At 75.3% G+C, this 23,895-nt stretch carries 16 protein-coding genes; 12 read left to right on the top strand and 4 right to left on the bottom strand.

The window, feature by feature from the left end; genetic code table 11:
* Positions 1-552: 552 nt before the first annotated feature.
* From ACE1OA_RS33225 to ACE1OA_RS33185, 9 genes are all read left to right on the top strand, one after another.
* Positions 553-1,827 (top strand): geranylgeranyl reductase family protein, encoded by a 1,275-nt coding sequence (locus ACE1OA_RS33225; RefSeq protein WP_356601508.1) that lies wholly within the window; start codon positions 553-555, stop codon positions 1,825-1,827.
* Positions 1,828-1,969: 142 nt separating this feature from the next.
* Positions 1,970-2,830, top strand: a complete 861-nt coding sequence (locus ACE1OA_RS33220) for a DUF4132 domain-containing protein (protein WP_432753864.1) — start codon at positions 1,970-1,972, stop codon at positions 2,828-2,830.
* The gene (locus ACE1OA_RS33215; protein ID WP_384873147.1) at positions 2,827-7,731 is read left to right on the top strand and encodes a DNA-binding protein; all 4,905 of its coding nucleotides are present in this window, start codon (positions 2,827-2,829) and stop codon (positions 7,729-7,731) included. Before ACE1OA_RS33220 ends, ACE1OA_RS33215 begins: the two co-directional genes overlap by 4 nt.
* 102 nt (positions 7,732-7,833) lie before the next feature.
* Entirely contained in the window at positions 7,834-8,988 is a 1,155-nt protein-coding gene (locus ACE1OA_RS33210) for an ATP-binding protein (protein WP_356601511.1), read from the top strand.
* A complete protein-coding gene (locus ACE1OA_RS33205; protein ID WP_432753863.1) occupies positions 8,985-12,815 on the top strand; it encodes a vWA domain-containing protein in 3,831 nt (1,276 codons plus the stop codon). The genes ACE1OA_RS33210 and ACE1OA_RS33205 overlap by 4 nt, the downstream gene beginning before the upstream one ends.
* Positions 12,812-14,686 carry a hypothetical protein gene (locus ACE1OA_RS33200; RefSeq protein WP_432753862.1) on the top strand — a complete coding sequence of 625 codons (1,875 nt, stop codon included), beginning with the start codon at positions 12,812-12,814 and terminating at the stop codon, positions 14,684-14,686. Before ACE1OA_RS33205 ends, ACE1OA_RS33200 begins: the two co-directional genes overlap by 4 nt.
* Before the next feature lie 166 nt (positions 14,687-14,852).
* Positions 14,853-16,721 carry a diacylglycerol kinase family protein gene (locus ACE1OA_RS33195; RefSeq protein ID WP_432753861.1) on the top strand — a complete coding sequence of 623 codons (1,869 nt, stop codon included), beginning with the start codon at positions 14,853-14,855 and terminating at the stop codon, positions 16,719-16,721.
* Positions 16,721-17,674, top strand: coding sequence for a YihY/virulence factor BrkB family protein (locus tag ACE1OA_RS33190; RefSeq protein WP_432754122.1), 954 nt, complete (start codon positions 16,721-16,723; stop codon positions 17,672-17,674). Before ACE1OA_RS33195 ends, ACE1OA_RS33190 begins: the two co-directional genes overlap by 1 nt.
* Positions 17,675-17,735: 61 nt before the next feature.
* The gene (locus tag ACE1OA_RS33185) at positions 17,736-18,566 is read left to right on the top strand and encodes a phosphatase PAP2 family protein (RefSeq protein WP_356601515.1); all 831 of its coding nucleotides are present in this window, start codon (positions 17,736-17,738) and stop codon (positions 18,564-18,566) included.
* Between the two features lie 55 nt (positions 18,567-18,621).
* Here the strand turns inward: ACE1OA_RS33185 and ACE1OA_RS33180 are convergent, their stop codons facing one another.
* A complete protein-coding gene (locus ACE1OA_RS33180) occupies positions 18,622-19,350 on the bottom strand; it encodes an SOS response-associated peptidase (RefSeq protein ID WP_384873163.1) in 729 nt (242 codons plus the stop codon).
* A 217-nt stretch (positions 19,351-19,567) separates the two neighbouring features.
* Here ACE1OA_RS33180 and ACE1OA_RS33175 point away from each other — a divergent pair, with 217 nt between their 5' ends.
* Positions 19,568-20,578 (top strand): aldo/keto reductase, encoded by a 1,011-nt coding sequence (locus ACE1OA_RS33175; protein ID WP_432753860.1) that lies wholly within the window; start codon positions 19,568-19,570, stop codon positions 20,576-20,578.
* A 43-nt stretch (positions 20,579-20,621) separates the two neighbouring features.
* The gene (locus ACE1OA_RS33170; RefSeq protein ID WP_384873169.1) at positions 20,622-21,041 is read left to right on the top strand and encodes an SRPBCC family protein; all 420 of its coding nucleotides are present in this window, start codon (positions 20,622-20,624) and stop codon (positions 21,039-21,041) included.
* Positions 21,042-21,084: 43 nt separating this feature from the next.
* On the opposite strand, the gene ACE1OA_RS33165 is transcribed toward ACE1OA_RS33170, so the two are convergent.
* On the bottom strand, positions 21,085-21,834 hold the full coding sequence (locus tag ACE1OA_RS33165) for a restriction endonuclease (RefSeq protein ID WP_384873172.1): 750 nt from the start codon (positions 21,832-21,834) through the stop codon (positions 21,085-21,087).
* A 409-nt stretch (positions 21,835-22,243) separates the two neighbouring features.
* On the bottom strand, positions 22,244-22,591 hold the full coding sequence (locus tag ACE1OA_RS33160; protein ID WP_432753859.1) for an SH3 domain-containing protein: 348 nt from the start codon (positions 22,589-22,591) through the stop codon (positions 22,244-22,246).
* A 344-nt stretch (positions 22,592-22,935) separates the two neighbouring features.
* On the opposite strand from ACE1OA_RS33160, the gene ACE1OA_RS33155 reads away from it, so the two are divergent.
* Entirely contained in the window at positions 22,936-23,265 is a 330-nt protein-coding gene (locus ACE1OA_RS33155) for an STAS domain-containing protein (protein ID WP_356601521.1), read from the top strand.
* Between the two features lie 106 nt (positions 23,266-23,371).
* On the opposite strand, the gene ACE1OA_RS33150 is transcribed toward ACE1OA_RS33155, so the two are convergent.
* A complete protein-coding gene (locus ACE1OA_RS33150; protein ID WP_356601522.1) occupies positions 23,372-23,890 on the bottom strand; it encodes a DUF6328 family protein in 519 nt (172 codons plus the stop codon).
* Between the last annotated feature and the right edge of the window lie 5 nt (positions 23,891-23,895).

Raw genomic sequence — 23,895 nt, 5'->3', positions numbered from 1 at the left:
CGAGAAGGGCACGCATCCGGGGTGCGGGGAGGAGCCGCCAGCGGGCGGGCCCACGGTCGGGAAGCCGGCCGGTCGCCACGTCTCGTACCGGTGGACGACGCCCCGCGGCCCGGAGCCCGTCGGCGCCCGAACGACCGTGACACGAGGGTCACTTCACGGCCGTCGAAGGAGAGGTCGTGCCGTCGAGCGGGCAGCGTGGCGCGGGATGGCATCCCTCGGGCCGTCGGCGACTAGGTCCTGTCCGCGACCTGCCGGCGTCGCGTCCCGCGAGGCCGCGGACGGGCCCCGCTCCCCCGCCGGCGCCGTCGGCCGGCCGTACCGTTCCCCGCCCCCGCGCGACCGGTTCACGTACCGCCGTCGCGGGCGACGGTTCCTCCCCCGTCCGGCCGAACGAGGGGTCCGTGACACGGCCTTCCCGAGCAGGTCCGGGCGGCCGGTGGCCGGCTGCCGGGGCAGAACCCTCCCCCGGCGGTGATCAAAGCCGTCGGACCTGGGTACAGATGGGGAGCCGTTCCCCGCACCTCATGCCGGCCCCAGCAGAGGAAGAAACCCATGGACCCGTCTCCCCACCGCGACTCGGCGGACGTCATCGTCGTCGGCGCGGGACCCGCCGGCTGCAGCGCCGCCCACCACCTGGCGCTCGCGGGGCACGACGTCCTGCTGCTGGAGAAGGCCACCTTCCCCCGGGACAAGATCTGCGGGGACGGCCTCACCCCGCGCGCCGTGAAGGAACTCGTCGACATGGGCGTGGACATCGGCGGGGAGGGCTGGGTCAGGACGAAGGGGCTGCGGGCCTACGGCTCCGGGACCACGGTGGAGATGCCCTGGCCCAGCGTGGCGTCGTTCCCCGACTTCGGGCTGGTGCGCAGCCGCATGGACCTCGACCACCTGCTGGCCCGCAGGGCCGTGGAGTCAGGGGCGCGCCTCCTGGAGGGGACCAAGGTCACCCAGCCGGTTCTCGACCCGGCCACCGGCCGCGTCGGCGGCGTGGTCGCCTGGCGGGACGGCGCCCCTCACACGTACCGGGCGCCGCTGGTGGTCGCCGCCGACGGGGCGTCCAGCCGGCTGGCCGTCGCGCTCGGCCTCCACCAGCGCACGGACCGGCCGATGGGGGTGGCGGTACGCCGCTACTACACGACCCCGCGCCCCGACCAGGACCATCTGGAGGCCTGGCTCGACCTGGAGACCCGCGACAGCCGGGGCAGGACGTACATGCCCTTCGGCTACGGGTGGGTCTTCCCCGTCGGGAACGGCACCTTCAACGTCGGTCTGGGCAGTTTCCACATCGGGCGCAAGCCCGACCTGGACCACCGGCAGCTGTTCCGGGAGTGGACCGCGCGCCTCCCCGCCGACTGGCGGTTCGACGACGCCCACGCCACCACCCCGCTGCGCGGAGCGCCGCTGCCCGCCGGGCTCAACCGGCGCCCCCAGTACACCCGCGGTCTGCTCCTCACCGGCGACGCGGGCGGCATGATCAACCCGCTGAGCGGCGAGGGCATCGACTATGCGATGGAGTCCGGCCGGTTGACCGCCGACACCGTCACGCGGGCGCTCGCGCAGCCCACCGCGCCGGCGCGCGAGGAGGCCCTGCTCGCCTACCCGGAGGCCGTCCGCGCGGCGTACGGGCGCTACTTCACCGTGGGCCGCCTGGTCGTCCACGCCCTCAACCACCCCCGGGTCATGAGGCTGGTCGCCACGCGGAGTCTCCAGCGGCCCGTCCTGCAACGCTTCATGTTCAAGCTCTGGGCCAACCTGACGGACCCGTACAGCAAGGACGCGCTCGACCGCGTCATCACCGCCATCCAGCGGGCGGTCCCGGCGGCCTGACCCTCCGTCCGGCGCCTTCCGCGGCCCGGTCACGCGTTGTCAGTGGCTCTGGTTAGTCTCCTCGCATACCGCAGCTCAGGGGCGTCGTTCCCCTGGTTCGAGCTGCGCGGATTCCGACGGGACAGGCGGAGGGGCACGGCTCATGGCGTGGCTGACAGCGGATGAGGGGTACGAGATCACCCTCGAGGACGGGCGTGTGGTCGCACGGCGCTCCGGGGGACGGCAGTTGAAGACGCTGCCGAAGGCGTTGCGCGACCATCCCGAGGTCGACAGGCTGCGGCGGCTCGCCGAGTGGCTGGACCGGCACACGGCGTCGTGCGTGGCCCAGGTGGACACCTGGATGGTGTCCTCGCTCCCGGTGCCGACCGAGCTGATCGCCCGGGTGTGGCCGGACGAGGCGTGGCGGTCGGCGCTGCGGGACATGGCCGTGGTGGGCGACGATCCGGACGAGGTCGGCTTCCTGCGGGACGCCACCGCGGCGGGCGAGCTGAAGGTGGTCAACCTCGACGGCGAGACCGTACGGCTGTCCCCGCGCACCGTGACCCTGCCGCACCCCGTCCTCCTTCCGGACCTGGACGACGTGCGGGACTTCGCGGCCGAGCTCGGCATCACCCAGCGGGTGGAGCAGATCCACCGGGCCACCTGGGCCAGGCCGGCGGCCACCGGGCAGCCCGGGACCGCGACGGAGGTGCGGGACTACGCGGGCGGGAAGTTCGCCTCCCGCTTCGGTCTCGCGGCGCGTGCCACGGGGCTCGGCTACTGGGTGTCCGGCGGCTACGCCACGTGCAGGGTCCGCGACGGGGGCCGGAGCACGGAGGCGTCCGTGTGGATCGGCGAGCCGTACTGGGACGGGGAGTCGGAGACCGGCGGGCTCGGCTGGCACGACGAGGACGGCCGCGCGGTGCGGCTGAGCGAGGTCGGGCCGGTGGCCTGGTCCGAGGGGATGCGCATGGCCGCGGCGCTGTACGCCGGCCGCACGATCGAAGAGGGTGGGGACGCGTGACCAGCACGACCGCTTCCGACAACAGGGAGCTGCTCAAGGCCGGGGCGGTGCTCCCGGCCGACGCCGAGGGCGCGGGCGCCTCCGCGGTGGCGCTGACCGCGCGCACCTACCGGCACCCGGTGCTCGGGGAGGAGCGGGTCGTCGTCCGGCTGGCCGCGGCCGAGCTCGGCCCCGCCGAGGACCTCGCCGCGGGCTTCCTGGGACTGGAGCGCGAGGGCGAGGCGACCGTCGTCGGCCTCGGCCAGCGACAGGAACTCGGCTTCCCGGAGTGGGTGCTGGTCCACCACCCCGAGGACGGGCACCACGCGCTGGCCGTCGTGCCGGAGCTGGACCGACTGGCGCGCCAGGCCAAGACCAAGCCCAAGGCCGCCCTGGACGCCTGCCACGAACTGGCCGGGCGACTCGCCTCGGCCGTCCCGCACTTCCTCCCCGTCTTCTACGAGCAGGCCGCGCGGGTCTTCCTCGCCGTCGAGAACGCCACGTACGCGGGCCAGTTGTTCGGCCGGGCCCGCACCAGCGAGGCCCAGCACGGCCTGCCGGTCGACGAGGACCGGCTCGACGCCGTCTTCCTGGAGTTCGCGCTGGCCGGGGCGCTGCCCGTGAAGGTGCTGACCGGCTACGGCAAGGAGCTCGCCACCCGGCTCGCCCCCGCGGAGGCGTACGAGCGGTTCCGGCGGCTGTGCGTGCGCCGGACCGCCGGCGGTCTCGCCCCGTCCGCCCAGGTCGCCGTGGAGCTGCGGCGGCTGGCCCGGGCCGCGGGTCTGTCCGGCAACGAGGCGGAGCAGGAGTACGTCGCCGAGCTGCTGCCGCTGCCCGCCACGCTGCGGGCGGCCGCGGGATGGTGGAAGGCGCACCGCACCGCGCTGGTCGACCTGGCGCGCCGCGTCCCGGCGGTACGGGGCACGTTGCTGTCGATCATGCCGCCCGGGGACGACGGGGAGCAGAGCGTCCAGTGGCTGGGGATTCTCGCGGAGTCCGGCGCGGACGCCGGCCTGACCGACGCGGACGTGCCGGCCGAGGCGCGGTGCGCCGACGGCGCCGCGGGCTGGCTCGAGCGCTACCACGCGGCCCGGCACCGGGGCTGGGGCAGCCGCCCCACGCCGCCGGCGCTGCTGGAGCTGGTGGACCGGGCGGCCGGACGGCTGCGTGCCGACCTGGCGGCCCGGCCGGACGGCCAGGGCCTGCGGATCGGCGTCGAGGACGCGAACCTGCTGGATCTGCTGCTCTCCCTGGACGTCCCGGTCGCCGACCCGGACGAGGACTCGCGCGGCCGGCGGCACCTGGCCCTGAACCTGTCGGACTGGGCGAACGGGGAGCAGCGCCGGGACCTGGCCGCGCTCGCCGCCGACGAACGCTTCCGTCCCGCCTTCCGGCGCGGTGCCGACAGCTACAACAACGGCTCCTCCGGCGCCGATGTGATGCGGAAGCTGGCCGGCACGGCCGGCGGCCGCCCGATGCTCACCGAGTGGATGCGGGGCGTCGCCCGCGCGTCGGTCGCGGCCGGTCTGCCCGCGCTGCCGAACGCGATCGCCCGGCTGACGTGGCTGCCCGCCGAAGCCCTCGCGCTCGCGCCGCAGGAGGTGGCGGCCGCGGCCGGTGCCGATCTCGGCGAGACGCTGGCGCGCACCCTGCGCGGCGGTCTGTTCGAGGAGCTCGGCTGGCCCGCGTGGGAGGAGGCGCTCGCGGAGCTCGCTCCGGGGCGCAACAACCGCGACGGCCTGACCGTGGTCGAGGCATGGCCGTACCTGATCGTGGCCAGTACCGCGCAGGTGCGGGTCATCGACGCCGACTCCACCGTGCTCACGCACGATCTGCGCGTGCCCACGGGCCACTCCTACCGGTACGGCTTCCACTACGTGGACGGCGCGCTGCTGGTGTTCTGGGGGACCTACGGCCAGGAGACGCAGGGCTACTGGCACACCGCGCCGGACACGGTGTTCCCCCTGTCCCACAGCGGGAACTACTGGTCCCTGCGGTCGGAGCACCTGAGCCTGCCGCTGCCGACCGGTGGCCGGACCTCCGGAGGCGGCGTCCTGCACAGCGGCGACACGAAGCTGCCCGCCGAGCGGGCGGTGCTGTCGGACGGCACCTCGTACTGGGTGTGGGAGGCGGGCGAGAACCACGGCGACGGCGGCTGGGCCGAGTACGACCCGGCCGAGGGCGCCTACGGCCGGCGCTCCCTGCCCGGGTTCCTCGCCGACGCGCTGCGCCCCCACGGCACCGGGGCGAAGCTCGCCGCGCGTTCTTCGTGGGTGCGGCCCGCGCCCTCGGTGGACGGCTCGGCGCTCGGCACGAGCGCGTCCGGTCTGCTGGGCTGGCGCGTCGTACGGCTGCCCGGCAACGGCTGGCACGCCGAGGACACGACCGGCCGCGTCGTCACCCTGCCCGAGGGCGCGGACATGCCGATCACGGCGCTGACCTTCCCGGGCGACGAACGGCCGCGTGCCGTGACCCACCAGTGGCGGTCGCTGTCGCTGACCGATCCGGACGGCGTGGTCACGGCGACGACGGACGGCGACCGGAACGAGCTGTACGGCACGGCCGGCCCCGCTCTGCCTCCGCTGTCCCACCTGTACACGCTGCGTGCCCGGGATCCGCAGGGGTCGGCCGTGCTGCGCGCCGCCGACGCGGAGCTGGCGGGCACCCTGCTGAAGGCGGCGGCCGCGGCGGAGCGGGCGGCCGACGTTCCGGAGCTGGTGGCCACCGCGCTGCCGGGGATCTCCGCCCCCGAGCTGATCGCGGGGGTGGTGAAGGTGCTCCGCTTCGCCGTGCGGCAGCAGAAGGACCTGGATTCCGTGGCGGCCCGTCTCGACCCGGCGGCGCAGACCGCGGAGGTGCGCGCCGAGGGACCGTCCGACCGTCTGGTCGGCGAGGCGCTGAACGGCGTCGTGGGTTCCGGGTACTACCGATGGGGCGCCGACTCGGATGTGACGCACCGTTTCCTGGAGGGGCTGGCGTCGGCGGTCGCCGACGCGTCCGCCACGGCGCCTCCGGGACGGCTGCACTACGACCTGCCTTCGCTGCCGTACTCCGCGCTGCCCTTCACCTCCCTGCTGGACGAGCCGGGCGCGATCGCCTACCGGGCGGTCGCTCCCGGCAGCGGGGACGAGCAACGGGAGGCGCTGCTCGGCCTGCTCGGGAAGGTCGACGCGCTGGGTCTGGGCTCGGCGGCGGGTTCGGCCGGTCACTGGCGCCGGGTCCGGGTCCACCTCGGCACGCCGCACCTGCACGCCGCCGACGGCACGGAGCGCAACGCCTGGCACCGCTGTGTGCTGCCGCTGGGCGGTGGAGCGGTGCTGGGGTTCGCCGAGGACAGCACGAACGTCGACGACGGCCGTGAGTTCGGGGCGCTGCTGTACCACCCGCAGGGTCGGTTCGAGGTGCCCGGTCCCTATACGGTCCGCGGCGAGTCGCCGGTGGGTGACCGCGGGCGCGGCGCCGACTGGCTGGCCGGGTTCCTGCGGGAGGCGACCGCCCGGGGCGCGGCTCCGTTCGTCGCGGAGGCCGCCGAGGAGTTCGGCCGGCTCACCGGCGCGTCCGGGGCGCTGTCCCGGCTCGTCCTCGCCGGCATGCCCGAGGTGGACAGCTGGCAGAACAACTTCCTGCCCACGGAACTGCGGAAGACGCTGGGGCTGAAGGTGTCCGAGGCCGGACACGCCCGCGACGAGCTGCGCGCGCTCTCCGTCGAGGTGCGCCAGGCCGTGGTGGCGGCGCTGGTGCCCGACGATCCGGCGCTGCTGTGGACCGAGGGGCCGGACGTGGCGTCGGCGGCGGCGGTGTGGAACGCGCGCGTGGGGCGCCGCCGGCGGGTGCCCGACTGGCTGGCCGGGGAGGCCGCCCGGGCCACGCGCAGCGGCTGGGCCGTCCATCAGGCGCTGCCGGCTCTGCTGGACCCGGCGTCGGCCCCGGAGCTCAGCGTCGACGTGGAGTGGCACATCAGCGGCGACCGGCCGGCGCCGGTGGTGGCGACCGAGGCCCCGTTCACCACGTCGGTGCTGGCGGGGGCGATGGGTCTGACGGCCTGGCTCGCCCACCGGCTGCCTGCCGGCGATCCCGTGCGCGCGGCCCTGCCCGGGGCGCTCACCGCCGTCCGGCAGCGGCTGGCGGCACCCGGGCTCCTGCTGTCCGCCGGCGGCTACACGAGCCTCGCGGACTTCCGGAAGGTGGCCGGCACCCCCACCGAGACGGCGCCGGACCACGAGCGGTACGGCGCGGTGCTCATGGCCACGCACGACGGGCAGCCCGAGCCCGCGCTGCGGACCGCGCTGCTCGACTCCACCGGGTCCGATCCGTATCTGGCGGCGCTGCGCGGCCAGGACCAGCAGCCGACGCAGGCCGAGGCGGCGCTGCGCCGGGCGCACGACCCGGCGTTCGCGCGGCTGCTGGCCGATCCGGGCGCGCCCGCGGCCGGTGCGCCGGACGCGGAGGGCCTGTGGTGGCCGCAGGATCCGTCGCGCTCGGTGCCCGCGCTGGTCGCCGAGGTCGCCGAGGCCCGCGGACTGGGAGCGGACGCGGCCACGCTGTACCTGATGCTGCTGGCCATGCCCGATCCGACGGACCGCAACACCGCGCGCTGGACGGGGTGGAAGCCGGCGCGCGTCAAGGCGGCCCGGGCCGAACTGGCGGACACCGAGCTGGTGGTGTCGGCCGTCCGGGCCCGGGCGGGGCGCGCGCTGTTCCTGCCCGGGGCGTGGGCCGAGCAGTCGGCCCCGGTGCTGCCGGTCGAGCGGTGGAAGCTGCCGATGTACGGGCCGGTGTCGGGCAGCCGTCCCGTCCTGGGCCCGCTGGTGCCGATCGAGCCGGCCGCGGAGCTGTTCGCGCGGGCGTGGCAGCGGATCCTCGACGGCGACGTCCCCCGCTTCGAGGAGCTGAAGGTCCGGCGCACCAGGCGCCGCCGCTGACCGGCCGCCGCCGTCCGCCGTACGGTGCGGCGCACCCCTGCCCAGGTGCGCCGCACCGGCCGCCCCGTATCCGTTACCCGTACCACGCAGAAGGATTCCCGCATGACCGTCACCGAACAGCCCGCCCCCGCCCGGAAGGTCCAGGCGGCCGAGGAACGTCACGCCGCCGAGCTCGCCTTCCTGGCCGCCCAGGACCCGGGCCCCCGTCCGCCCGGCTGGGCCCTGACCCCGCGCGCGGTCGTCACCTTCGTGTGCGGCAGCGGCGGCGAGGAACTGGCCCTGCCCAAGCGCCGCGCGGGCCTTCCCTCGAAGCTGGAGATCACGCCGAAGTTCGTCGGCGAACGCGCGCTGGTGGAGCGCTGTGTGGTGACCCTCGCCGGAGAGCGCGGGCTGCTGCTGACCGGTGAGCCCGGCACCGCCAAGTCGATGCTGTCGGAGCTGCTCGCGGCCGCCGTCAGCGGCACCAGCGCGCTGACCGTGCAGGGTACGGCGGGTACCACGGAGGACGCGTTCCGCTACGGCTGGAACTACGCACTGCTGCTCGCTCAGGGCCCCACGTCGGAGGCCCTGGTGGACTCCCCCGTGCTCGCCGCGATGCGGACCGGCCGGGTCGTGCGGGTCGAGGAGATCACCCGCTGCCTGCCCGAGGTGCAGGACGCCCTGGTGTCCATCCTCTCCGACCGCCGGATCACGGTGCCGGAGCTGACGGCCTCCGCGGACGCGGTGGTCACCGCGGAACCCGGCTTCACCGTCATCGCCACCGCCAACCTGCGGGACCGCGGTGTGTCCGAGATGTCCGCAGCGCTCAAGCGCCGGTTCAACTTCGAGACGGTGGACCCGATCGCGGACGCCGACGCCGAAGCCGTCCTGATCCGCCGTCAGGCCGTCGCCGCGGTACAGCGCGCGGGCGCGGCCTTCGGGGTCGACGACGCCGTCCTGGACGCGCTCGTCACCGTCTTCCGGGACCTGCGCTCGGGACGCTCCACCGAGGGCTGGGACGTGGAGCGGCCGGGGACGGTCATGTCCACCGCCGAGGCGGTGCAGGTGGCGGCGTCGCTGGGGGTCGCGGCCGCGTACCTGCCGGGCGGTGACGTGCTGGACCTGCTGCCGGGCCATCTGCTGGGCGTCGTCCGCAAGGACGATCCTGCCGACCACGCACGGCTGCTGGGCTATTGGGACGGCCCGGTGCGCCGCCGGGCCGAGAGCGGCTCGGCGATGTGGCGTCGCCTCTGGGACCTGCGCGGGAGCCTGCGTTGACGAGTGTCGATCCGCGGCAGGCCGTGGACGCGCTGGCCGCGTCTCGGGAGCCGTACCTGCTGGGAGTGCGCCACCACAGTCCGGCGCTGGCGGCGGTGGTGCCCCGCCTGCTGGAGGACGCGGGTGCCGAGGTGGTCTGCGTGGAGCTGCCGGCCGACTTCCAGCCGTGGCTGGAGCATCTGGCGGACCCGGAGACGGTTGCCCCGGTCGCGCTGGCCGGGGCGGGCGAGGCGGGCCGGCTGGCGTTCTACCCCTTCGCGGACTTCTCACCGGAGCTCGTGGCGGTGCGTTGGGCGCGGGAGCGCGGGGTGGAGGTCGTGTGCTGCGACCTGCCGTTGTCCGACCCCGGCTGGTCGCCGGCGAGCACGGCACGGCAGCGGGGCGAGGAGGCGGACGACCGCGCGGGTGACGGCGAGGCGGGACTCGGGACGGACCCGGGCGCCGACTCCGTGGCCGGGGGCGCCGGTTCCGCCGGCGGCGCGCTCTCCGCAGAGCCCACCGCCACGCCCTCGGGTGTCCTTCCCACCGGTCCGGACGCCGGGGAGACGCGGGGGCGCGCCTCCTTCGCCGGGGCGCTCGCCGCCGCCGGCACGGGCCGGGAGGGTGAGGACATGTGGGACCGCGCGGTGGAGGTGCTCGCTCCGGGGTGTTCCCCCGAGGCGGTGCGCCGGGCGGCCCTGGGCGTGGGCTGGGCGCTGCGCGCCGACGGTGCCGTACCCGCCACCGACCTGGCACGCGAGGCCCGGATGCGGCAGGTGATCGCAACGGCCTCGGCGGGAGGGCGTCGCGTCGCCGCCGTGGTCGGTGCCTTCCACGCGCCGGCGTTGCTCGCGGACAGCGGCACGGACCATGACGCGGGCGTGGACACGGGTACGCGGGACCAGGTGCCGGCGTACGAGGGTCCGGCCGGTGCGGGCCCGGCGGCGGTCCCGGCTCAGGCCGGTCCCGACGCGGCCGGGTCGAGCGCGGCCGGCCGCCCCGCGCACCGTGCCTCGACCGGCGGCGACCGCGCGCCGGGGACCGCCGGTGGAGCGACGGCCGGGGGCGCGGTGACCTCCTTCGTGCCGTACTCCTTCGACCTGCTCGACTCCCGGTCCGGCTACCCCGCCGGCATCCGCGACCCCCTGTGGCAGCAGGCCGTGCTCGCCTCGGGCGGCGAGCCCGAGCGGATCCGGGTGGCGGCGTCCGCCGCGGTGACGGGTCTGTGCCGGGAGCTGCGCCGCGCGGGTCACACCGCCGGCACGGGCGAGGCCGCGGAGACCCTGCGCCTGGCCTGCGACCTGGCCGCCCTGCGCGGACTGCCCGCGCCCGGGCGAGGGGAGCTGCTCGAGGCCGTCACCACCGTCCTCGGGCAGGGCGAGCCGCTCGGCCGGGGCCGGGCGCTGGCCCGTGCCCTGGAAGCCGTGTTCGTCGGCACCGCGCGCGGCCGGATCAGCCCGCACGCGCCCCGTTCGGGTCTGGGCCCGTCGGTCGAGGACGAGCTGGCCCGGCTGCGGCTGCCCCGCCCGGAGGAGCCCGAGCCCCGCGAGGTCCGGCTCGACCCGCTCCGTTCCCCGCTCGACGGCCGCCGCGAGGTTCTGCTGCAGCGCCTGCTGGTCATCGGGGCGTCGTACGGCGAGCCCGTCGCCGTGGCCGCCACCGGCGACGGCACCGCGCTCGGTACCAAGTGGCGTCTGACATGGACGCCGTCCGTGCCCGCGCGTCTCGATCTCGCCGGGGTCCGTGGGGTGACCGCCGAGCAGGCGGCCGCCGGCACCCTGGGCGAGACCGCGCGCCGGGAGGCCGCCGAGGGCGGCCCCACCGCCGCCCAGATCCTGACCGGGCTGACCGCCGCCGCCCGCTGCGACCTGCCCGAACTGGTCGACGCACGGCTGCGCGAGGCGTCGGTTCTCCTGCCCGAGACCGCCGACCTGCCGGAACTCCTCGCAGCCCTGGATCTCCTGGAGGGCATACGCCGCGGCCACTACCCCGGCACCACGGAGGAGGCCCGGACCACCGCCGGCACGTTGACGGACGAGTTGCTGGAGGCGGCCGTACGGTCGCTGCCCGGTCTCGCCGGAAGCGACACCCCCGCGGACGCGGGCGCGCTGGTGGCGCTCGCGGACCGGACGGCCGCCCGGCACCTGGGACTCCGGCTGGACCGGGCGCTCGCCGAACTCGCCGCCGAGGCCGCTCCGTTGATGCAGGGCGCGGCCCTGGCCGTACGCGTGATGCTGGATCTGGACCCGGCCGCCGGCCTGGGTGAACGGGCGGCCGGCTGGGTCGACGCGGCGACCGCTCCCGACGCGCGGCGGGCCCTGACGAAGCGGCTCGCGGGACTTCTCACGGCCGCCGGGCCGCTGCTCCAGGCCTCGCCGGAAGCCCTGACACCGCTGCTCGACCGGGTCGACTCCCTGGGTGACCAGGAGTTCCTCGACCGACTTCCGGCGCTGCGGGGCGGGTTCGACGCGCTCGCCCCGGCCGCCCGCGACCGCCTGCTCACCACGGTGACCGAGCGCCTCGGCGACCGGCTGGACCTCTCCCTCGACGCCCCGCCGGAGCTGCTGGCGCTGTGGGCCGCCGCCGACGCGGCCGGTCTCGCCGCGCTGAAGGCCCTGGCCCTGGCCGCACCCGACGGGTCCGACGGGCCGCGACCCGTGGCCGGTCCCGTCACTCCGGCCCCCGTCCCCGCGGACCCGAACCCGGACCCCGCCGGACCGGCGGACCGGCGACTCGGCTCCGCCGACCGGTGGCGCCTCCTCCTCGGTCGTCACAAGGAGCGGCTGAGCGCCGACGCGCGCCGCTACGCCCGCGCCCTGGACGAGCTGTACGGCAGGGGCCGCGGCGAGGGCGCCGACGACCTGGACGGTGGTGCCGGGACGGGCGCCGGGCAGGATCCCTCCTTCCCCACCGCCCGGGAGTGGTCCCAGGAGCTGGAGGCGCTCTTCGGGGCGGACGTCCGCGAGGAGGTCCTCGCCGAGGCGGCCGACGCGGGGCGCTCCGACGTCCTCACACAGCTGGACCCGGCGGCGGTGCGCCCTTCGGTGGAGCTGCTGAGTTCGGTGCTGTCGCTGGCCGGCGGCATGCCCGAGGCACAACTCGCCCGGCTTCGGCCGCTCGTGAAGCGGCTCGTCGACGAACTCGCCCGGGAACTGGCCACCCGCCTGCGCCCGACGCTCTCCGGCCTGACGACGCCGCGCCCGACCCGCCGGCCCGGTGGCCGCCTCGACCTCGCCCGTACCCTGCGCGCGAACCTGGCCCACACGCGCCGCACGGACGACGGCCGCGTCGTGGTGGTGCCGGAACGGCCGGTGTTCGCCACCCGTGCCGGCAAGGAGTCGGACTGGCGCCTGATCCTGGTCGTCGACGTCTCCGGCTCGATGGAGGCCTCGGTGATCTGGTCGGCGCTGACCGCCGCCGTGCTGGGTGGTGTGCCGACCCTGTCGACACACTTCCTGGCCTTCTCCACCCAGGTGGTGGACCTGACCGACCGCGTGCAGGACCCGCTGTCGCTGCTGCTGGAGGTCCGGGTCGGCGGTGGCACCCACATCGCCGCGGGGCTCGCGCACGCCCGCTCGCTGATCACCGTGCCGAGCCGCACCCTCGTCGTCGTGGTCAGCGACTTCGAGGAGGGCGCCCCGCTCGCCGGACTGCTCGCGGAGGTGCGGGCGCTGGCCTCGTCGGGCGCCCATCTGCTGGGCTGCGCGGCCCTCGACGACTCCGGTGCGCCCCGCTACTCGGTGCCGGTGGCGCGCCGGCTCGTCGCCGCCGGAATGCCGGTGGCCGCCCTCAGTCCGCTCGCCCTCGCCCGCTGGGTGGGCGACCGCCTCCGTGGAGAAGCCCGTTGAGCCTGGAAGTCCTGCCGCCCGTCGCCCCCGAGGTGCTCGCCGACGCCGTCGAGCAGCTCAGCGCCCGGCTGCGCAAGAAGCTCGACGCCGCGATCGCCGGCTGCGCCGAACACGCCGTCCCGTCCACCGGCGGCTCGGTCGACGTGCGCTTCGGCGAGGACGCGGTGGTCACCCTGAGCCCCGGCCCGTCGGGCGCCGTCACGGCCCCCGAACAGGCGGTCTGCACCTGTCTGCTGGCCCCTCGCTGCCTGCACCGCGCCGCCGTGCTGGGCGCGGCCCCGATCGCGGACGCGGACACCGTGTCCGTGACCGCGGAACCGCCGGCGGACGGCGGGGATGCCTCCGCCGGCTCCGCCGCGGAGCCGGCGGCCGCGGACGCCGCGTCGCCCCCGAGCGTCGGTCCCGGCCCCTCCGTCGCCCCCGTCGTCGAGGCCGAGGATGCGGTGAGCGTGCTCGGCCCGGCGCAGGTCCGGGCGGCGACCGTGCTCTGGGAGGCGGCCGCCGAGGCGCTGTCCGCCGGTGTGACGGCCGGTGGGGCGGTGGTCCAGGCCGAGCTGCTGCGCGCGGCCCACACCGCCCGGCTGGCGGGGCTGCCCCGTGCCGAGGCCGCCGCGCTGCGCGTCGTACGGGGTCTGCGGGCCGCGCGGGAGCGCGGCCAGGGTCAGCGGCTCGGCGATCTCACCTCCTCCTTCAGCGAGTTGCTGGCCGGCGCCGTCCGGCTCGCCTCCGGGTCGGCGGGTACCGGCGCCGCCGGCAGCGCGCGCCGCGCCTACGAGGAGGGCGGCAGCCTGCGGGTGTTCGGCCTGTGCCGGGAGCCGGTGCTGTCCGCCACCGGCTACGGCGGTGTGTCCACGCACCTGGTGGGTGCCGACGGCCGCTGCTACTCGGTGTCCGACGTGCGCCCCGGTGGTCTGGGCCGGGCCAGGGGGGCGGGTTCCGCGTCGGTGGCGCTGGGCGGCGGGGTCCTCGACCATGCCGGGCTGGCGCGCGGGGGGCTGCGGATCGTCGGGGCGACCGTCTCCGCGGACGGACGTCTCGGAGCGGGCCGCGGTGTGCGGGCCACCCCCCTGCGCGGGGTGGACTGGTCGGAGGAGCCCGCCGCGGCGTTGTTCTCCCGGCCGGTGCGCGAGGCGATGGCCGCCGCACTCGGCGGCGGCCCGCAGGAGCAGGGCGAGCAGTCGGAAGCGCCGTTGCTGGGCTGCGACGTGGAGGTGGTCGGCGCGGCCGGGGAGTATCTGGTGGTCCGCGTCGCCGGCGGCGGTCCGCTGCTGCGGTTGCGCCCGGCCCACCCGCATCCGGACCTGCCGCACGCCGCCAACCTGCGCCGGATCGCCGAGCACCCGGGGCTCGCCCTCCGGGTGCTGGGCCGGCCCGACCTCGACCGGGCGGCGACGCTCCGGCCGCTGGCGGTCGGTCCGGTGCCGGGGGCGTCGTACACCCCGCGGCTGCCGGAGGAGTGGCTGGGCCGGGCCGATCTGGGTTACGACCGCCTCCAGGGCAGCCACTTCCCGCGCGGGGCGGCCCCGGACGTGTCGGGTCCGGTGACGGCCGGACCGGACCCGCTGGCCGACGCGCCGCTGTGGCGGGTACGGCGCCTGCTGGAGACGGGGGTCGCCGGTGGCCGGCGTGCAGTGGCCGAGGCAGGGCGCGGGCCGGACGCGGCCGGTCTCGTCGCACCGCTGCGCCGGGCGGGGTTCGGCGGGGCGGCGGATCTGGCGGAGGCCCTGACGGCCGAGGCGGACCGCAGGCCGCGCGACGTCTTCGGCCGTCTCACGGACGCCTCCGCCGACGGCTACGCGCGGGCGTGGCTCGCGGCCTCGGTCCATCTGGCCGCCGCGGAGAGGTCGCTGGTGGCGGCCTCCTGGTCCTGAGCGGGCGTCGCGTCCACCGGTACGGGAGGCCGGTGGACGCGACGGTCCGACGGGCCGGGTCGGTACGACGGGGCGGGACGCGGGGCCGCCGCCGGAGGGACGGCGCGGGCGGCCTCGCTCACCCGGCGCGGACATCATCCGGCCGTGACGGGCAATGAGGACTGTCATGACGACGCAGAGGGACGCGGCCGCGAGACGTTCACGGCTTCTGGTGCTGGTGCCGGCGCAGGTGAGCCTGATGGTGGGGCTGGGTCTGCTGGTGACCAGGAATCCGGTGGCGGACCTGCTCGGCCCCGTCGAGGACCGGGTCAGCCACACGTTCGCCGCCCACCGCGCCCCTCCGGCCGACGCCGTCTCGGGCTGGCTGTCGATGGCTGCCGGCACCCAGGCGATCGTCGCGGTGACCCTGGTCTGCGTCGCCGCACTGTTGGTCCTGCCCGGTCCACCGCGGTGGGCGGAGGCCGTGTTCCTCGGCGCGTCGGTCGCCGTGCAGTCGGCGGTGTTCCTCGTCGTGACCGTGTGCGTGGAGCGGCCCCGCCCCGCCGTGCCGCATCTCGACGCGGCGCCGCCGACGTCGAGTTTCCCGTCCGGTCATGTCGGGGCCTCGGTCGCCCTGTTCGGGGGGCTGGCCCTGCTGGCGCTGACCCGGCTGCGGGGTCCTGGGCGGTACGTCACCGTGGCGGCTCTGCTGCTCGTCCCGCCGTTGGTGGGGCTGTCGCGGCTGTACCGGGGCATGCACCACCCCACCGACGTGGTGGGCGGTCTGGTCAACGGTGCGCTGACGCTTCTGGTCGTCGGATCGGTGTTCCTCGCCGGACGCGCTCCGGGCGGCGCCGCCGACGACCACCGCCGCCGGCCGTCCCCCTCCGGTGCGGCCCCCGGCATCCGGACGGCCGGGCGGGTCGTCGTCGTCCGTCATCCGCATGCCTGCGACGACCGGCTCGCCGACCGCGTACGCGCCGTCCTGACGGCGCACGGCCATCCGGATCAGCGATGGACCCTGACCACGGCCGAGCAGCCGTGCGGCGAACTCGCCGAGGCCTGTGACTCCCCCGCGCCGAGCCGGGACGGCCCGGTCCCCGGGCGCGTCGACCTGGTCGTCGCCTGCGGAGGCGACGGGACCGTACGCGCCTGTGCCGATGTGGTGGCCGGGACGGACATCGCGCTGGCGGTCGTTCCCTGCGGCACGGGCAACCTCCTCGCGCGCAACCTGGGCCTCCCCCTGGACCCGGCGACGGCCTTGGAAGAGGCCCTGGGCGGGGACTGTTTCGGCATCGACGTGGGGCGGGTGCGGGGCGACGGCCTCAGTCCCACGCGGTTCACCGTCATGACGGGGGCGGGCTTCGACGCCGCCATGGTCCGCGACGCGTCGCCGCGGCTCAAGGCACGGCTGGGCTGGGCCGCCTACCTCCTCGCGGCGGCCCGGCACCTCAGGGATCCCCGCACCCGGGTGTCCCTCCGGGTGGACGGCGGACGGCGCCGCCGCCACCGGGCCCGCATGATCGTCGTCGGCAACGTCGGCACGCTGCAGGGAGGAGTCGAGCTGCTGCCGGGGGCGCGCGCCGACAGCGGGCGGCTGGACGTCGTGCTGTTCGACCCGGACGGCGCGGCCGGGTGGCTCGCCGTGACCGGGCATCTGGTGTCCCGGGTCCTGCGCCGGCGCTCCACGGGGGCGCGACAGGTGCCGGGGCCGGCGGCCGATCCGGAGACCGGCGAACGGTCCGTCGCCGGTGGCGCTCTGACGTACTACCGCGGCCGGCACATCGACATCCGCTTCGCCGGGGCGCAGCCCCGAGAGATCGACGGAGACACCGTCACCGACGGCCGCCGGCTCACCGTGGAGACGGAGCCGGGCGCGCTGCGCGTACGGCTGCCGCGTGCTCCGGGGCCCGCCGCGGTACGGCCCGCCGCCCCCGCCCCGCGCCGAACCCGCAGGAGCGACGGTGCGCCGCTGTCACCCGGAGCCCCGAACCGTCCCGTCCCACCGGACGTCCTCGCGCCGCTCGCACCGAGGCACACACAGTCAGGATCATGATGGGCACCGCCACACGTGTACCGCAGAGACGTGACGTCCGGGGCGAGGAACTGTCCGGCGACGAGGCGTGGGCCGCGCTGCGCCGCTACGGGGGCTGGCGGCTGGCCCGGGATTCCTTCGTGCGGTTCCGTTACGCCGACGGTTTCAGCCACTCCCGCGCGCTGGCCCTGCAGACCGTGCTGTCCATCGTGCCGCTGGCCATCGCCGCCATCGGGCTGTCGAGCGTGCTGCACACCGAGGACATCGGCCGCGTCGCCGAGCTGACGATACGCCGGATCACCAGTGGGCCCAGCCGGGAGCTGGTCGACGACGCCCTGCGCGAGAGCCGTCGCCACGCCGACGACGGCGGCCAGGCCGCCCTCTGGCTGGGCCTGCTGTTCTCCCTGGTCAACGTCACGACCAGCCTGTGCCAGGTGGAGCGCGGCGCCAACCGCATCTACGGGAACGAGCGCGACCGGCCGTTCCTGCACAAGTACACCCGGGGGCTGGTGATGGCCGCGCTGGCCGGGTTCCCGCTGGGGCTCGGCTTCGTCGTCACCGTCCTCGGCAGCGATCTCACGCACGCGTTCGCGCAGGTCCACCATCTCGGTCCCGGCACCGTCCGGGCCTGGGAGATCCTGCGCTGGCCGGTCGGGGTCCTGCTGGCCGTCCTGGCGACCAGCGCGATCTTCCGTCTCTCGCCGCGCCGCGCCCAACCGGGCTACACCTGGCTCGCGTTCGGCGCCGTCGTCTACCTGGTCCTGTGGATCACGGCGACCTGGGCCCTGAGCCTGTACGTCGGCGCGAGCGGCTCCTTCACCACCGTCTACGGACCCCTCAGCGCGATCATGGCCCTGCTGCTGTGGTCCTATCTGACCTCGCTGGCCCTCTTCCTCGGCCTCGCGTTCGCCGCACAGCTGGAAGCCGCGCGTGCGGGCCTGAGGGAACCGGTGGGCCGGGACCCCGGAGTCTGACCACGTCCCCCACGAGCCGGCCGCCTCTCCCCACGCGACACGTAAGGAAGTCGACGCCCCCATGGCACAGCACCCCACGCGATCCCGACGGCCCGCCGTCCGGGCCCTTCTCACCCGGCACGGCGGTGCCGACGCGGCCTTCGGGACGCGGCTCGTCCTGGCGGCGCTCGCCACCGCCGTCGCGGCCGTTCCCTTCGCGCTCGCGCTGGTCCTCGTCGAGTCCCGGTGGCCGCCGCTGCACCGGCTCGACCGGACCACGGCGGAGCGGCTGCACCAGACCGCCCTCGAACACCCGGGCTGGGTGCGCTTCCTGGAGTTCCTGACGGGCTACGTGTGGGATCCGGTCGTGATGCGACTCCTGGTCGCCGGCGTGGTGGTGTGGCTGCTGACCCGCCGCGCGTGGCGGCTGGCGGCCTGGGCGTCCGTCACGGCGGTGGCCGGCGGTCTGACCGGCCTGCTGACGAAGCACGCGGTCGAACGCGCCCGCCCGCACCTGCCCGATCCGGTGTCCCACGCTCCCGGATACTCCTTCCCGTCCGGTCACGCGATGACGGCGACCACCTCCTGCGCGGTGCTCCTGCTGGTCCTGCTTCCCCTGGTGCCCCGCGCCTGGCGCCCGCTGCCCTGGGCGCTCGCCGTCACGGCGGTCGTGGGAGTCGCGTACACCAGGGTCGCGCTCGGCGTGCACTGGGTGAGCGACGTCGTCGGGGGATGGCTGCTCGGCATCACCGTCGTCACTGCGACGACCCTGGTCTTCGAAGCCTGGCGTCTCGACGCCGGGCGCCGGCGTACGACGCCCGCGGAGGGCCTGGAACCCGAGATCTCCTCGACCACACCGGAACCGCCCCTGGCGCTGCGCCACGCACCACGGGCCCCGGACGGGCCGCATTGATCCGCCCGGCAGGCGGCCTTCCCGTCGACGGGAGACGTGCGCGCTCCCGACGTGGTCAGGCGGGGGCGTCGAGCAGCCGGGGCCCGTTGTTGCGGACGCTGTTGACCGCGGTCGACACCGGACGCACCTCCAGGCGGCCGCCGCCGGGGGTGTGCAGCAGCGCGCGCAGCGCGTGCACGTCCTGGTGGGCCGGGTCGAGCCAGGCTTCGTAGTCGGCGGGGTCGAGGGCGAGGGGCATCCGGGGGTGGACCCGGCCGGCCGCGTCGGTGGCCTCGGTGGTGATGATCGTGCAGGTGGTCAGCCAGGCGTCCGGATCGTCCTTCGCGGCGACGGCCGGGTCGCGCCAGAACTCGTACAGACCCGCCATCGCCATCGGAGACGCGTCCTCGGGCCGGATGAAGTACGGCTGCTTGTACGCCTTCGCGTCCGCGGTCGCCGCGACGGACTCCCACTCGTAGAAGCCGTCGGCGGGCAGCAGGCACCGGCGCGCGGCGAAGGCCTTTCGGTAGGCCGGCTTCTCGTGGACCGTCTCGACGCGCGCGTTGATCATGCGCGAACCGACCCCCGGGTCCTTCGCCCACGACGGCACCAGCCCCCACCGCAGCGGGCGCAGCCTGCGCTCCAGCTCGCCGGTGTCGGGGTCCGGCCGTTCCCAGACGGCCCACACCGGATCGGTGGGGGCGACGTTCCAGCTCGGCGGGATGGTCTCCTCCGGATTCCAGCGGGCCTCGAAAAGACCGGCCAGATCCTGGGGTGCACGCGTGGAGGCGTATCGGCCGCACATGCCGCCACTCTCCCATCCCCCGCGCCGGGAGCGCGACATCGACCTCTGCTCGCGTGGGTGCGGCCCGCGTGGCGTCGCGTCGGTACGGGGCACCCCCTTGAATTAGCCCGCGCATGCAAGTATTGTCTACGCATGTAAGGCGCGCTTGCATTCAAATGCGGCGCCAGCACGGCGGGGGATCGACTCTCTCGCCCCCTCACCTCGCAAAGGCACCCGCATGTCCCTCAAGAACCTCCTTCCCGGCCGTCTCGGCTTCGGTACCGCCCCGCTCGGCAACATGTTCCGCGCGATCCCCGACGACGAGGCCCGCGCGACCGTCGAGGCCGCCTGGGACCACGGCGTCCGCTTCTTCGACACCGCCCCCTTCTACGGCGCCGGCCTGGCCGAGACCCGTCTGGGCGAGGTGCTGGCCGACAAGCCGCGCGACGTGTACGTTCTGTCGACCAAGGTCGGCCGGGTCGTCCTCGACGAGCACGAGACCGCCGCCCGCGACCTGGGCGAGAAGGGCGGCCTGTTCGAGCACGGCAACCCGAACAAGATCGTCCACGAGTGGACCGCCGAGGCCACCGAGCGCTCGATCGAGGGCAGCCTCAAGCGCCTCGGCACCGACCGCCTGGACATCGTCTGGGTCCACGACATCGCCCAGGACTTCCACGGCGACCTGTGGCTGCAGAAGTTCGAGGAGGCCCGCACCGGCGCCTTCCGCGTCCTGTCGCGGCTCCGCGACGAGGGCGTCATCAAGGCCTGGGGCCTCGGCGTCAACCGCACCGAGCCCATCGAGCTGACCCTCGCACTCGACGAGCCGCGGCCCGACGGCTTCCTCCTCGCCGGCCGTTACACCCTCCTCGACCACGAGCACGCCCTGGAGCGCCTGCTCCCGCTGGCGCAGGAGCAGGGCGTGGACATGGTCGTCGGCGGTCCCTACAGCTCCGGCATCCTCGCCGGCGGCACCCACTTCGAGTACCAGCAGGCACCGGCCGAGATCATCGAGCGCGTCGGGAAGCTGAAGGCCCTCGCCGCGAAGCACGGCGTGAGCGTCAAGGCCGCGGCGCTGCAGTTCTCCCTCGCGCACCCGGCCTCCGCCGCGGTCATCCCCGGCGCCACGCGGCCCGGCCGCATCGCCGAGGACACCGCCGCCCTGAACGAGGGCGTCCCCGCCGCGTTCTGGACCGAGCTGCGCGCCGCCGGCCTGGTCGGCTCGGCCGCCCCGCTCCCGCACGGCGCCTGACCCCGACATCCCCCACGCAGCACCCACCCCAGGAGAAACGATCATGGCCTCCACGTCCGTCAGCCGCGTCCTGCCCGCCTCGCCCCAGCAGGTCTGGGACCTCATCGGCGGTTTCGACGCCCTGCCCGACTGGCTCCCCTACATCCCCGAGAGCACCGCGCTCGAAGGCGGCCGGGTCCGCCGCCTGACCAACCCCGACGGTGACGTGATCGTCGAACGCCTCATGGCCTACAACGAGGTCGAGCGCTTCTACACGTACGCCATCCTGGAGGCGCCGTTCCCCGTCACCGGCTATCTCTCCACCCTCCGCGTCCACACGGTCGAGGGTCGGGACGACCTCGTCGAGGTGCAGTGGTCCGGACGCTTCACGCCCGACGGGGTGAGCGACGCCGAGGCGGAGGAGCTGTTCGCCGGGATCTACCGCGACGGCCTCGACGCCCTCCACCGGACCCTGTCCGCCTGACCCCACGGGTGGCCGCGGCGCGCCGCCGGCCGCCCGGACCGGATCAGGCCGGGTCGGCCGCGGCGGCCGCCGGGGGCACGTCCGGGTCGGGGGTGTCCCAGGGCGGGAGGATCGCCAGCTCCGTCCAGGCGGTCAGCGTGTCGCCGTCGACGCAGACGATGCCGCAGGTGGCCGCGTACTCCATGGCGGGCGCGGTGAAGGAGCTGGTGGTCACGACGACGGCCACGTCGGCCTCGTGGACGGTGAAGCAGGTACCGCCGAACCGCTGGAGGTCCTGCGAGCCGACCCGGTTGTGGTCGGCGTAGTGCTTGCACTGGACGACGACGCGGCGTCCGTCCGCGGTCGTCGCTATGACGTCGGCGCCCAGATCGCCCGCGCCGCCGACCACTTCCACGGCGGAGCAGCCGTCCCGCACGCAGAGCGCGGCGATCGTGTGCTCGAAGCCGTCGGCGTCGACCGCCGCGTGGTCCAGGGCTTCGGGTCCGACGTCGGGCACGTCCGGAGCCGTCGTCACGTACGCGTCCGCCGCGTCCCACGGCTCCGCCGGAGGAGCGGACAGCCTCCCGCGGACGGGCGAGACGCTCCACCTGATGATCACCATCGCGACGACCAGCGTCGCGACGATGAGGAGCGGCAGCACCGCCGTACGGCTTCCGGCCGACTCGACCGTCTTGAGGAAGAGCGCCAGGCCGCCGACGCACGTCCCGACGAGTCCGACCGCCAGCACCACGTCGCGGCCGATCGGCACGGTACCGCGCCCCGCAACTCGCCGGTCCTGTCCCGCTGTCGTCATACGGGTCCCCTCCCTCACGCTCCGCCGCCGGCACCTCCACCGCGGTCGCGTTGACCGTCTAGCCGCGATCACGCACAGCAAACAGCGGAGATCAGGCGGCGGGTCCCGAACTCACCGGCCGTGCGTGAGGTGACCGGTGACGAAGGGGGCGGTGAGTCCGCGGCACGGGACCGGACCGGGCGGGCGGGCGACCCGCCGACGTCGGTGGTCGGCGGGCCGTGGCCCGGTTCGTGGCAACACCCGGACCGGGCAAGGGCCTTCGCGTCGGTCGGGGGGCACACCACACGCGTCGGGCGGGGTCACGCGACGCGGCGGCGCTCGGCCATCGGTCCCCGCGTCCGGGTCCCGCGCCTGCGCCCGTGCCCGTGTCAGGCGGCGCGGCCCCCTGCCGTCGCGCCTTCCGGCTCGATCAACAGGGGCGGACCGGCTGGTGGTTGTGGACGAAGCGGGCGGAGACCCAGCCGTTGAAGCCCTGGATGCGGTACCAGACGGGGTTGCCGTCGACCCAGCCACCCCGCTTCTCGCAGTTGAGCAGGATGCGCTCGTGCGGACGGAGCACCTTGACGATGTTCGAGTAGATCGTCGGCTTCTGGCGGACGTTGAGCGGCGCGTCGGAGACGACCTCACCGATCGGATACGCGGCGTTCGCCGTCACGTGGCCGCGGGTCGGGTCGTGCCGTTCGGTGGCCCAACCGGGGGCGGCCACGGGGCCGATGACCATCGCGGCTCCGACGGCGGCGACGAGTGCTCTCTTCATCTCTGGCCTGCTCTCCACACGGCTCGGGTGACGGCTGCGGGCGTCGACCGTTCGGCGCCCGCCGCCTGCCACTATCCGCACCGAGCGCGCGGCCGCCGCCCTGACACGCCCGGCCCGCCGTGGATGCCGCCCGTACGAGGGTGTCGCCGGTCGCGGCAGCGCGCCTTCCCGGCGCTCCGTTCGAGATCGGTCCCGCCCGACGCGCGTGATGCACGGGGCAGGAAGGGCCCCTCGTGCCGACCGTGATGTGTTCCCGCCGTGAGGGTGAGGTAGGGGCTTGGTGGGGGAAGCCTTGACCAGAGGTTCGCTCTTCACGCCGAACCATGACACGAGGAGCACGACGCATGCGGCTTCAGGTGAGCACCGAGCCCGAGGACGGTCCCGTCCGTGTGATCCACTGCGCGGGCGAGTTGGACGTGGAGTCCGCTCCCGGCCTCCAACAGGCAGGCGAGGAAGCGGCCTTCGAGTCGGGCGTACGGCGCCTGATCCTCGACGTGAGCGGGCTGACGTTCGCCGACTCCAGTGGCCTGAACTGCCTGATCCGGCTGCATCAGATGGTGCCGCTCGTCCTCAGCGGGCCCGTGCCCGACCAGCTTCTGCGGCTTCTGCAGGTGACGGGCGCCGACGAGATCTTCCCTCGCGCCGGGAACGTGGACGCCGCCCGCGACATGTGAGGGCGCCCGGCAGAGGCGGTGGCCCGTTCCGGGGCACCACCCGCGGCGGCGCGGCGGACCGCGCCGCCGCCGACGGCACCCGTGGGGCGGCACTCGGGGCGGGTGTTCAGTCCTCGTCGACGCGGGTGTAGCGGCCGCGCGCCCACAGCGGCAGGCCGAACCAGCACACGAGGTACCAGGCCAGGACTCCGGACACGAGCCAGGGCACGTACCCGTCGTGGGTGGCGACCCGCAGGATGAGGAAGAGTGCGGACACCAGGGTCGCGAGGAGCAGGACCAGCCCGGTGAAGGTGAGGCGGGACGCCCAGACGACCGTCTGCGGCTTGATGCGCCGCCCCGAGACGATGCGGTGGAAGGCCACGGGGCCGATGAGTGCGCCCGTGGCGAGCGAGCCGAGGACGACGGTCACGAGGTAGATCGTCCGTTCGGTCTGCCCCAGCGACTGGAAGTGCGGCGTGAACACCACGGTCAGCAGGAAGCCCAGCAGGATCTGCACGCCGGTCTGCGCGACCCGGATCTCCTGGACGAGCTCCGACCACTGCCGGTCCGCCCTCTCCTCGGGCGTCTCCCGGCGCCTCGTCGCCCGTTCGTCCGTCTTCTGCTCGGATATCGCGTCGTCAGCCATGGCGT

The sequence above is a fragment of the Streptomyces sp. JL2001 genome (genome assembly GCF_050917515.1).
Classification (GTDB): Bacteria; Actinomycetota; Actinomycetes; order Streptomycetales; family Streptomycetaceae; genus Streptomyces.
The sequence above is the reverse complement of the archived record's forward strand: the minus strand, read 5'-3'. Positions and strand labels throughout refer to the sequence as shown.